Annotated in this window: 13 protein-coding genes; 2 read left to right on the forward strand and 11 right to left on the reverse strand. The window is 67.4% G+C overall.

The annotated features are described in order from the left end of the window. Positions 1 to 18 precede the first annotated feature (18 nt). Positions 19 to 279, reverse strand: a complete 261-nt coding sequence (locus GX543_RS03660; protein WP_290849857.1) for a glutaredoxin family protein — start codon at positions 277 to 279, stop codon at positions 19 to 21. A gap of 113 nt (positions 280 to 392) precedes the next feature. Here GX543_RS03660 and GX543_RS03665 point away from each other — a divergent pair, with 113 nt between their 5' ends. Beyond that, positions 393 to 1,571, forward strand: coding sequence for an HAD-IB family hydrolase (locus tag GX543_RS03665; RefSeq protein WP_290849859.1), 1,179 nt, complete (start codon positions 393 to 395; stop codon positions 1,569 to 1,571). Positions 1,572 to 1,620: 49 nt separating this feature from the next. Here GX543_RS03665 and GX543_RS03670 read toward each other — a convergent pair whose 3' ends face one another. From GX543_RS03670 to GX543_RS03710, 9 genes are all read right to left on the reverse strand, one after another. Next, on the reverse strand, positions 1,621 to 2,697 hold the full coding sequence (locus GX543_RS03670; protein WP_290849860.1) for a lysophospholipid acyltransferase family protein: 1,077 nt from the start codon (positions 2,695 to 2,697) through the stop codon (positions 1,621 to 1,623). Positions 2,698 to 2,785: 88 nt separating this feature from the next. After that, positions 2,786 to 3,844, reverse strand: a complete 1,059-nt coding sequence (locus tag GX543_RS03675; protein WP_290849861.1) for an NAD-dependent epimerase/dehydratase family protein — start codon at positions 3,842 to 3,844, stop codon at positions 2,786 to 2,788. 93 nt (positions 3,845 to 3,937) lie between these two features. Beyond that, positions 3,938 to 4,039: an AURKAIP1/COX24 domain-containing protein gene (locus GX543_RS03680; protein WP_003402602.1), complete on the reverse strand. Its 102-nt coding sequence runs from the start codon at positions 4,037 to 4,039 to the stop codon at positions 3,938 to 3,940. A 237-nt stretch (positions 4,040 to 4,276) separates the two neighbouring features. Further along, positions 4,277 to 4,516 (reverse strand): helix-turn-helix domain-containing protein, encoded by a 240-nt coding sequence (locus GX543_RS03685; RefSeq protein WP_290849862.1) that lies wholly within the window; start codon positions 4,514 to 4,516, stop codon positions 4,277 to 4,279. A gap of 183 nt (positions 4,517 to 4,699) precedes the next feature. Continuing rightward, the gene (proC, locus tag GX543_RS03690) at positions 4,700 to 5,578 is read right to left on the reverse strand and encodes a pyrroline-5-carboxylate reductase (protein ID WP_290849863.1); all 879 of its coding nucleotides are present in this window, start codon (positions 5,576 to 5,578) and stop codon (positions 4,700 to 4,702) included. A 79-nt stretch (positions 5,579 to 5,657) separates the two neighbouring features. Next, positions 5,658 to 6,518 (reverse strand): thioesterase family protein, encoded by an 861-nt coding sequence (locus GX543_RS03695; RefSeq protein WP_290849864.1) that lies wholly within the window; start codon positions 6,516 to 6,518, stop codon positions 5,658 to 5,660. Beyond that, a complete protein-coding gene (locus GX543_RS03700; protein WP_290849865.1) occupies positions 6,518 to 7,381 on the reverse strand; it encodes a sugar phosphate isomerase/epimerase in 864 nt (287 codons plus the stop codon). Before GX543_RS03700 ends, GX543_RS03695 begins: the two co-directional genes overlap by 1 nt. A gap of 19 nt (positions 7,382 to 7,400) precedes the next feature. After that, positions 7,401 to 8,348: a hypothetical protein gene (locus GX543_RS03705; protein ID WP_290849866.1), complete on the reverse strand. Its 948-nt coding sequence runs from the start codon at positions 8,346 to 8,348 to the stop codon at positions 7,401 to 7,403. A gap of 98 nt (positions 8,349 to 8,446) precedes the next feature. Beyond that, positions 8,447 to 9,397: a Ppx/GppA phosphatase family protein gene (locus GX543_RS03710; protein WP_290849867.1), complete on the reverse strand. Its 951-nt coding sequence runs from the start codon at positions 9,395 to 9,397 to the stop codon at positions 8,447 to 8,449. 80 nt (positions 9,398 to 9,477) lie between these two features. Here GX543_RS03710 and GX543_RS03715 point away from each other — a divergent pair, with 80 nt between their 5' ends. Then, positions 9,478 to 10,341, forward strand: a complete 864-nt coding sequence (locus GX543_RS03715) for a hypothetical protein (protein WP_290849869.1) — start codon at positions 9,478 to 9,480, stop codon at positions 10,339 to 10,341. 10 nt (positions 10,342 to 10,351) lie between these two features. On the opposite strand, the gene GX543_RS03720 is transcribed toward GX543_RS03715, so the two are convergent. After that, the coding region (locus GX543_RS03720) for a helix-turn-helix domain-containing protein (RefSeq protein ID WP_290849874.1) at positions 10,352 to 10,503 on the reverse strand (152 nt) is incomplete at its 5' end.

The raw sequence follows: 10,503 nt of genomic DNA on the forward strand, positions 1-10,503 counted from the left end.
GGCGGACGTCGCCTCACGTCACGACATTGCATCGAGGTCGGCACGCAAACGCGGTTCGTCGACCTCCCAATAGCTGTGCTCGACCCCGTTCACGACCACGACCGGTACCCGATCACCGTATTCGGCACGCGGTAGCGGATCGCCCTCGGCGGCACGCTGGTCCACGTCGATCAGCGCGGCGCTGAGCCCGTAGTCGGGCAGGATCCGGGCCAGTTCCGCCTCTGCGCGCGCACACGCCGAGCAGCCCGTCCGCGACATCAGTTCGATCACTGCATCCATGATGGCGAGTGTACGAAAGGTCACGCCGCCGTGCGCCGCCCGGCCCGGCGGCAACCGGCCTCTGCCCGCGATAGGCTGGAGCCCAATCGTTTCCATGGCGAAGGAGGTGGCCGGTGAGCCGCGAATCTATGGATCGTCCCGACTCGAGTGACCACGACTTGGAGCAGATCGTCAACGGCTCCGACGACGACCTCACTACCGATGAGGCCGACGCACTGGTCGACGACCTGGCCGAGGGCGCTGAGCTCGAGTCGGAGCAGTTCGACGTCGACCATCCGGAAGAGCCTCACGAGGATCGCGACGGCGCTGTGTTCGATCAAGCGGTGTTCGACCAAGAGGCCACAGACGCGGCGAACACCGAGACCGACGATCGACGGGTCACCGAGTGGATCAGCGAGCGCGCCGGACGCTTCCGCCAGACCGCGGGCGAGCTTCGGCAGATGCTCGCGGGCGAGGCAGCCGCCAAGGCCGCGATCGAATCCTTGCGCGCCCGCACCCCCGACACCGATGCCGGGCAGGTCACCGACCTCACCGGCGCCGCCTTCTTCGACGTCGACAACACCCTGGTGCACGGCGCGTCGATCGTGCTGTTCGCACGCGGTCTGGCGTCGCGGAACTACTTCTCTTACGGCGACATCATGGAGTTCGCCTGGCAGCAGGCCAAGTTCCGGATCACCGGCAAAGAGAACGCCGACGACGTCGCCGAGGGCCGAGACAAGGCCCTCTCGTTCATCGCAGGCCGCGAGACCGCGGAGTTGGTTCAGCTCGGCGAGGAGATCTACGACGAGTACATCGCGGACAAGATCTGGCCCGGCACCGCAGCGCTGGCCCAGCGTCATCTCGATGCGGGCCAGCAGGTGTGGCTGGTGACCGCGACGCCCGTCGAACTCGCCCAGACCATCGCCAAGCGACTCGGTCTCACCGGCGCGCTGGGCACCGTCGCCGAGAGCGTCGACGGCGTGTTCACCGGCCGCCTGGTCGGCGACATCCTGCACGGCCCCGGCAAGGCGCACGCCGTGCGCACCATCGCGGTCCGCGAGGGTCTCAATCTCAAGCGCTGCACCGCGTACTCCGACTCGCACAACGACGTGCCGATGCTCTCCCTGGTCGGCACCGCCGTGGCGATCAACCCCGACGCCGACCTCCGCGAGGTCGCGCGCGTCCGGGGTTGGGAGCAGTACGACTTCCGGACCGCCCGCAAGGCGGCCAAGTACGGCATGCAGACAGCCATGATCGTCGGCGCCGCCGGTGGCGCGGCCGCCGTCGCCGCCAAGACCCTGCGCCGAGGCTGATCCCCGCGGCCGGGTAGCACACCGCGGCGCTCAGCCCAGGTAGACCCGCTCAGCCCAGGTAGACGCTGCCTCGGCGGCTCAGCATCCGGAACAGCGTCTGCTGAATCTCCTCGCGCACGTGGTCGGTGAGGTCGAAGACGACCATGGGGTCGTCGGCGGCCGAATCGTCGTAGTCGTCGGTTCGGATCGGCTTACCGAAGTGGATGTGCCACTTGGACGGCAGCGGGATCACCCCCAGCGGACCGAGCCACGGGAACAGCGGGGTGATCGGGAAGTACGGCAGCCCCAGCGCACGCGCCAACGGCTTCAGATCCGCGATCATCGGGTAGATCTCCTCGGACCCGACGATCGAGACCGGGATGATCGGCGCCTTGGTGCGCAATGCCGTGGTGACGAAGCCGCCCCGACCGAAACGCTGCAGCCGGTAACGGTCCTTGTACAGCTTGCCGATGCCCTTGTAGCCCTCCGGCCACACCGCGGTCAGCTCGCCGCGACGCAACAGTTCCTCGGCGTCGTCGTTGCAGGCCAGCGTGGCTCCGATGCGGCGAGCGACGTCGGAGACCACCGGTGTCTCGAATGCCATGTCGGCCGCCAGGATCCGAAGATAGCGCTCGTTGGGGTGCTTGTCCCGAACCGCCAGCGAGGTGATCACGGCATCGATCGGAATCGATCCCGCGTGGTTGGCGACGAGCAGTCCCGCCCCGGTCGCCGGGAGGTTCTCGATACCGGTGACCTCGACACGGAACCACTTCTCGTACACCTGGCGGACGGCCGGGAACCAGACCGACTCGGCGAAGTGGGGATCGAAACCGAACTCGTCGACGGCGTAGTCGCCGGTCATCCGTTCACGAATGAAGCCGCTGGTCGCCATCAGCGAGTCGGCGATGGCTCCCCTGATCCCGCCGAGACTGAACAGCGGAGCGCTGCGCGCGGGGTCGACCGGAGCGCTCGGCTCGTCGTGGAACTCGATGCCCTCGTGGATCGGCGTCACCTCGGCCGCCGGCCGACCGAAGTCGTCGGTGTTGGGGTGCCCGATGTGTGCCGAACGTCGTTGCACATTGGGATCGGTGTAGAGCGCGATCACCTTCGCTGTGCGTGATTCGCCTGGTTTCTCAGCTGCCGCCATGGTCGACACCTCCGCTCGGAAATCACCGGGTACCGACGTCGTCGGCCCGTGGAACAGTCGTTCCACATACTACTTCGGACATACCCGGTCACTGCAGCCGCGTGGCCGCCGCCACGGCCCGCTGCTCCAGGCCGCGCCAGGTCTCCGACGAGATCACCGGTCCGGTACGACCGCGGGCGACGAAATCGTCGAGCGTCTCGATCGACGAGTACTTCGGCGCGAATCCCAACTCGGTGCGCATCCGCGTCGTGTCGAGGACCCGACCGTAGGAGAGATACGGCGTGTTGTCCGACCGGATGCCGGGCAGGCGACCGTTCTGCAGCACGCTCACCAGCGGTGAGATCAGGGGCTGCGGGACCGGCAGTTTGAGGTGCCCCGCCCGATGCACCGACTGCGACAGCGTGACGATGCCCTCGCCCGCCACGTTGAACGTTCCCGGCCGGGGGTTCAGCGTCGCGTGTTCCAGCGCGGCGAGCGCGTCCTCCTCGTGCAGAAACTGCAGCCGAGGCTGGTAGCCGAACGCGGTGGGAACCAACGGCATCGACAGGTACGAACTCATCCGCGTGCGGATTCGCGGCCCGAGGATCGATTGGAACCGCAGGATCGAGACCCCGATGTCCTGCCGCCTGCGCGACAACCCGCGGGCATAGCCCTCCATGTCGATGAGGTCGCGACCATACCCGCGGCGAGGCTCCTTCCGCGCGGGAGTGCCCTCGGTGAACGCCACCGGATCGCTCGGGCCCGCGCCGTACACCATCGCACTCGACCGCAGCACCAGCCGCTTCACCGAGGGACTCCGCTGGCAGGCCGCACACACCTGCATGGTGCCGACCACGTCGAGTTCCTTGATGGCCGCCGAGTGCTCCACCGAATCCATGATCGACGGCGCAGCATGCACCACGGTGTCGACCTCGTAGTTCGAGATGGCCTTCGCGATGGCCGGCCGCCGGATGTCGAGACGCAGGAACTCCGCGCGCCCCATCCGCCGCATCAGGTCTTTGGTCGGCACCCGCGAGTCGACGGCCACGACACGCTCGATGTCCGGGTTCGCGGCCAGTCGAGCCACCAGGTACCCGCCGAGAAAGGTGGAGGCGCCGGTCACCAGAACGGAGCGCGGAGTCGTCTGGCTGCCGTTGTCGTCGGTCATGCTCCTCAGCCTATCGCCTGCGCGTGACGCGCCCACCGCGAGGAACAACCCCTGAACGCACAGAACCCGCCTCGAGAGGCGGGTTCTGGTCTATCACTTGCCGAGTTTACGACGCTGCACTCGCGTGCGACGCAGCAGCTTGCGGTGCTTCTTCTTCGACATGCGCTTGCGACGCTTCTTGATAACGGAACCCATGGGGTCTCCCTACGATCGGTACTGATGAACTCATGTGGCCGGGTCCGAGAACCTGTGGCCGAGCCGTCGCCGACAGGGGTTACAACCAGGCGACAGCGACCTGACGAACAATATTACCGACCCGATGAAGCTGAGGCGAATTCGGCCCCATATCGGCTTTCAACGCATCGGCGGCAGAAATGCCGACGAACCCCTCGGCCATGAGGCCGGAGGGGGTTCGGAGGCATGATCGTCGTTCTAGCCTGCGTCGAAGTACGAGGTCTCGAGGTACTCGTGGACAGCCTTGGCGTGGACGCGGAACGAACGTCCCACGCGCACCGCGGGCAGCTCGCCGTTGTGCACGAGCCGGTAGACGGTCATCTTCGAGACGCGCATCAGGGACGCGACCTCTGCGACGGTCAGGAACTGAGTGGCGGATGCGTTCGCGGCTCCGCGGTCTGCGAAGTCGTTCCGGTCGCCGGGCTTTTCTGCAGCCATGAAAATACCAACCTTAAGTGCACGCATCGCGGCCACCGGCTTCCCCTCCGGCGGACATCAGACACGTACGTGCTGCCAGCAGCTTAGCGTGACCAATGTGAAAAGTGCGACGTGAGTGGCGAAACTCCGGAGGGATAACTCGCCACGCCCATCAAAGATCCCGCATATCCGCAGGCCGAGGCGCTACAGTTGCTCGCTTGCCGTCTCGGCGCCGAGCTGGACGCCTTGGCCTGAACCCTCAACTTCCACTCGACGTGCAGTTTTGGCGCTGACCTCCGCGCAGGCCGCCGTCGCTTCGTTGACCGCATGACGCAGGCCTGCCCTTTCGAACTCGCGCAGCGCAGCCGCGGTGGTGCCCGCGGGCGAGGTGACCGCAGCGCGCAGTTCCACCGGGGAGAGGCCCGATTCGCTGAGCAGCATGCCTGCACCCTTGATGGTCTGCACCGCCAGTTCGCTCGCCTGGGGACGCGTGAGGCCGAGGGCGACGCCCGCGTCGATCATCGCTTCGACCATCAGGAAGAAGTAGGCGGGCCCGGAACCGGAGATCGCCGTGACGGCGTCCATCAGCTTCTCCGGGACCACCATCACCTTGCCGACGGACTCCAGCAGCCGCACCGTGAGCGCCACCTGCTCCTCTTCGGCGTACCGGCCCGGGCTGACGGCCGACATCGCCTCGTTCACCAGCATCGGGGTATTGGGCATCACTCGAATCACCGGCGAGCCTGCCTGGAGAGCAGCCTCGTAGCGCGTCGTCGGGATGCCTGCGACCAGGGTCACCGTGATGCGTTCCAGCTCACCCTCGTCGTCCGTCACCGACAGCGTCTGCAGCACGCCGTCCACCGCGTCCGGCTTCACCGCGATGAACACCACGCGGGCCCCCTCGGCCGCATCCGAGATGTCGTCGGTGACGCGGACGCCGTAGTCTTCTCCCAGTTCTGCGGCACGGTCCGGAGACCGTTCCGCCACCACCAGGTCGCGGACAGGCTTGCCCGCGCCGATCAGACCAGCCAGCAGGGCCTCACCGATCTTGCCGCCACCGATAATCGCGACCCGTTCGGTCATGTGATCACTGCCTTTCGAAGTTGTTTCTAGCGTCTGGAGAAGGTGATTCGGCTCCCGTGCGACGACGAGGGCCCGGAAACTAGCGTGCGGCCGGAATCAGCGCGAGCTGGCGCGACTGCGCCACCGTGGCCCCGGTGGCGTCGACCACCACGTGGTCTTCGGCGAACATGCCCTGTCCGACCTCTTGAGCCGACGCCGCGAACCGGAGCCAACCGGCTGCAGGCACCCGGCTCACGTATGTGGTCAGCTGGACGGTCGGCGCCCAGCCGAACATGCCGAGGTTCATCACGACGGGCGGCGAGAGGTCGCACACCAGCACCGGGAAGCCGGCCTGCACGGTTGCGGGGACGTCTGCCGCTTTCGGTCGCGTCCATCCCCGCACCAGCGGTTCGCCGGTCTCACCGCGTAGCGCCGGGAAGTGGTCCATGTCCAGGACCACCTCGATCGCCGCACCGAGGTGGACCACCTCGCCGACCGACGTCGAATACAGCCCCGGCGCGTCCGCGGGCGGCGCCACGTCGAGGTCCGAGACCGGCGTCGGACCGCGGAAGCGCGCATCGCCGTGGTCGGGACGTCCCAGCGTGACGGTGGAAGTCACCATCAGCCGATCGTTCTGGCGGACGTCGACGCGCATCAGGGACACGGTGCGGCCGGTCTTGATCAGGCTCGCATGCAATTCGACCGGTGCGGGATCGGGCGCGGCCAGAAAGTCGCTGGCGATGGCGATGACCGCCACCTCGTCGGCGGGGTCGGCGAGTTCCGACAGCGCACGACGGGCGGCTGCGGCGATCATCATCTGGATGCTGCCTCCGTGCACCTTGGGCCCGATGGTGAAGGTCGGATCGAGGTTCCCGCGGTATGCCGCGTCGCCGCTGCCGCGGGTGAGGCCGTCCAGTGTGATCAACGAGTCCAGCGTCGTCGGCGACAACTCAATCGTCATCAGACGAGTTCCTTCTGTTCACGGTGGAGGTGTGTGCGGGCGAAGTCCAGCGAGCGCGCGAGCATCGCCGCACGCTCGTTCTTGGTTCGCGCCGAGCCGGTGTGCACCTCGAGGACCACCGCCCCGGAGAAGTCGCTGTCGGCCAGCCGGCGGCAGACCTCGATGCAGGGCTGCGAACCGTCACCGGGAATCAGATGCTCATCGTGCGCCGCACCCGTCCCGTCGGTGAGGTGCAGGTGTTCGAGCCCGGTGCCCATTCGGGTCTGGAGGCCGAGGGCATCGACGCCCGCGGTGGCCGCATGCGAGAGGTCGAGCGTGTAGTGGTCGTAGCCGTCCACCGTCGGGTCGATGGACTTGCCGAACGCCGACGCGCTGGCGCCCGGGCTCCCGCCGCGGTCACTCATTCGACGCGCGGACCGCTCCCCCGCACCGAAGAGCCGATCGGCTCGCATCGGAAACATGTTCTCGACGGCGACCGAGACGTCGGACGACGCCTCCAGTTCGGTGACGAGGTCGTCGAAGGCCCGGACGTACTCGCGCTGCCAGCGAAACGGTGGATGCACGACGACCGTCGTCGCGCCGAGGTCCTCGGCGGCCTGGACCGACCGCCGGAGCTTGGCCGCCGGATCGCGGCCCCACACCCGCTGCGAGATGATCAGGCACGGGGCGTGCACCGACAGCACCGGAACCTGGTAGCGCTGCGAGAGGTGCGCGACCTGCGCGACGTTCTGGCTCACCGATTCGCCCCACACCATCAGTTCCACGCCGTCGAACCCGAGGTCGGCGGCGTATGCGAACGCCGCCTCGGTGTTCTGCGGGTAGACCGATGCGGTCGACAAACCGATCGGAATCGGGAAACGCATTTGGGACACGTCTACCGACTCAAGCCGCCAACAGGACCAGCGGCCCGATCGTGACCAGCATCCCGACGCCCAGCGCCAGCAGCGTCGTCGGCAGGTCCCGCTTGCGCAGGATGTGCGCGAACGTGACGATCGCGAAGATCACGACGACCGCCAGGATCAGCGCGAGGTAGATGTAGCGCTTCCACAATTCGGTGAAGCCCCAGAACAGTCCCGCGCCGACAGCCAGGCCGAGCACCACTTCGCCGATCAGCGTCAGCCAGCCCATCAGCGGCGACTTCTCCGACCGGTCGCGTTCCTTCCGAGCCTTCTTCGCCGCGGCTTTCTCCGCCTTCTCGGCTCGATCCCGCTCGAGCGCTTCGGCGGCTGCCTCGTCTTCCGCTTCTTGTGCGGCCAGCAGTTCAGCGGACGAGGCGACGTGCCGGTGCTCAGTGCCGTCGTCGGCGCTCGGCTCGACCTCGTCCCCGTAGTTATCGTCCCCGTAGTCCTCGTCCCCGTAGTCCTCGTCCCCGTAGTCGTCTTCATAAGTCTCGGGGTCTTGATATGTCTCGGGGTCGGTGTAATCGCCCTCGTATTCGGCGACGGGCGACGTGACAACCGGCACCGGTCCGGTTTCGGCGGCTGCCGCGCGCAGCTCCGCCTCGCGGATCTCGACCGCGGGCAACTCGACGCCCACCAGGTCGTCGAACGGTACTCGTTGCAGGCCTGCGGTCTGATCGACAGCGGGCTCGTCACTGACCACCGGGATGATGCCGGTGACCACGTTCGCCTCCGGGCCGGGCTCACTGTCTTCGACCGCCGCCGGTTCGGCGGGAGCATGGAACGGCATGCCGGAGGCCCCGATCGGCCTCCTGGTGCGGGAGGCCTCGTCGGACACGGACTTCGGGAACGCCGATCCTGCCGGTTCGGACCGCGCAATCAACTCGGAAACCGTGATCGGCTTCGAGCGAGGCTCGGATTCCTTAGCCATGTCTGGGAGCTCCCCTCGTGGATCGATCGTGTTTCGGTCTCGGCCTGCCGGACGGTCGCGAGATGCTTCCGACCGACGCCCGCTCCGACACTACTCGGCTAGTCGGTGGTGACCAGCGCTCCCGCGGGCTCGGCGTCGAGGCGGCGCAGAATCACGCCCTCGCGCAGGGCCCACGGCGAGATGTCAAGTGTATCCACACCGGTCGCGCGCATGGCGGCCTCTGCGACCAGCGCGCCCGCGACGATCTGCGACGCCCGGTCGGAGCTGACCCCTTCCAGGTCCGCGCGGTCGGCAGCCGTCATCCGGGAGATGAACGCGATCAGTTGGCGCAAGCCGCTCACGGTGAGCGTCCGCCGGACCCGAGGACCCGCTCCCGACGGTGCGGCGCCGGTGAGGCGTGCGAGCGAACGGAAGGTCTTCGACGAGCCGACCGAGATGTCCGGCTTTCCCGCGCTCCGCAGTTCCTTGGCAGGCTCGCGGAGTTCCGCGTCGAGCCAATCGCGCAGCACCGACACGTGGCGCTTGCTCGGCGGATCACCGGGCAGCCACTCGCGCGTGAGACGTCCCGCGCCCAGCGGCAGCGACAGCGCCACCTCGGGCTCCTCGTCCACCCCGCTCGTCATCTCCAGGCTTCCACCGCCGATGTCGAAGGTCAGGATGCGGCCGGCGCTCCAGCCGTACCAGCGGCGCACCGCCAACGACGTCAGTCGCGCCTCATCGATGCCCTCGAGGACGTCCACCGTCAACCCGGAGGCCTCCTTGACCTGAGCCAGCACCTCGTCGGTGTTGGTGGCATCGCGCACCGCCGAGGTGGCGAACGCCATCACCTGCTCGCATCCCGATGCCTTGGCTATCCGGGTGAAGTCCTTGACCGTCGCCGTGAGGGCATCCGAACCGCGCTCGGTCATCTTGCCGCTGTCGTCGATCTCCTCGGCAAGACGGAGCACCGCTTTGGTCGAACTCATCGGATTCGGATGACCGCCCCGATGTGCATCGACCACCAGCAGATGCACGGTGTTGCTGCCCACGTCGAGCACTCCTAGTCGCACGCGATCAAAATTACTGCGCCGGAAGCGTCCGCGCTAACCGAACGACTACCGTGGTGCGTTGAATCATTGGAGGAATCACCGTGACCGGCTCAAAGAAGAAGACCGGGGGCGCGCGGCCCGGGGCCCCGGTTCCCGAAGTACCCCTGGACTTTCCACGCGAGTGGTACGAGTTCATCGACCCGGCGGACCCCGAGCACCTGATCAACGCCGACCTCACCTGGATGCTGTCGCGCTGGAACTGCGTCTTCGGCACCCCGGCGTGCCACGGCATCATCGCCGGCCGCCAGCCCGACGGCTGCTGCACGCACGGCGCCTACCTGACCGACGACGACGACCGCCAGAAGCTCGCCGCGGGCGTGGCGATGCTGACCCCCGAGGACTGGGAGTTTCATCCCCTCGGCTCCGGCAAGGATCCGCTCGGCAAGCGCGGCTACCTCGAGGAGGCCGAAGACCTCGACGACGAGCCCGCGCTCAAGACCCGGCTGCACGACGGTGCCTGCATCTTCCTCAACCGCCCGGGCTTTCCCGCCGGCCAGGGGTGCTCACTGCACTCGATGGCCCTGCGCAGGGGATTGGAGCCGCTGACCGTGAAGCCCGAGGTGTGCTGTCAGCTACCGATGCGGCGCACCGAGGAGTGGGTGGACCGGCCCGACGGCACGCAGATCTTGAAGACCTCGCTCACCGAGTTCGACCGTCGCGGCTGGGGGGAGGGCGGGCACGATCTCGACTGGTACTGCTCGGGGTCTCCCGAAGCCCACACCGGCGCCAAGCAGGTCTTCGAGTCGTACCGTCCCGAACTGATCGAACTGATCGGCGAACCGGCCTACGACGTGCTCGCCGCCGCGTGCCGACGACGCAACGGCCTCGGCTTGATCGCCGTGCATCCGGCGACCGAGGCCGCCACCTCGCGGCGGGAGACGGACATCAAGTACGAGCAGTTGTAAAGACTCCGTCTCATTGTTCGAACTTGTACCCCAGACCTCGCACCGTGATCAGGTGGCGGGGCTGTGACGGGTCGGGTTCCACCTTGGAGCGCAGGCGCTTCACGTGGACGTCGAGGGTCTTGGTGTCGCCGACGTAGTCGGCGCCCCAGACTCGGTCGATCA

The organism is Gordonia sp. (in: high G+C Gram-positive bacteria), from assembly GCF_012515855.1.
Classification (GTDB): Bacteria; Actinomycetota; Actinomycetes; order Mycobacteriales; family Mycobacteriaceae; genus Gordonia.

Coding starts and splice junctions, on each gene's coding strand:
- GX543_RS03670 (WP_290849860.1), bottom strand. CDS start 2,697: ATGGCGGCAGCTGAGAAACCAGGCGAATCACGCACAGCGAAGGTGATC.
- GX543_RS03660 (WP_290849857.1), bottom strand. CDS start 279: ATGGATGCAGTGATCGAACTGATGTCGCGGACGGGCTGCTCGGCGTGT.
- proC (WP_290849863.1), bottom strand. CDS start 5,578: ATGACCGAACGGGTCGCGATTATCGGTGGCGGCAAGATCGGTGAGGCC.
- GX543_RS03700 (WP_290849865.1), bottom strand. CDS start 7,381: ATGCGTTTCCCGATTCCGATCGGTTTGTCGACCGCATCGGTCTACCCG.
- GX543_RS03695 (WP_290849864.1), bottom strand. CDS start 6,518: ATGACGATTGAGTTGTCGCCGACGACGCTGGACTCGTTGATCACACTG.
- GX543_RS03705 (WP_290849866.1), bottom strand. CDS start 8,348: ATGGCTAAGGAATCCGAGCCTCGCTCGAAGCCGATCACGGTTTCCGAG.
- GX543_RS03675 (WP_290849861.1), bottom strand. CDS start 3,844: ATGACCGACGACAACGGCAGCCAGACGACTCCGCGCTCCGTTCTGGTG.
- GX543_RS03680 (WP_003402602.1), bottom strand. CDS start 4,039: ATGGGTTCCGTTATCAAGAAGCGTCGCAAGCGCATGTCGAAGAAGAAG.
- GX543_RS03685 (WP_290849862.1), bottom strand. CDS start 4,516: ATGGCTGCAGAAAAGCCCGGCGACCGGAACGACTTCGCAGACCGCGGA.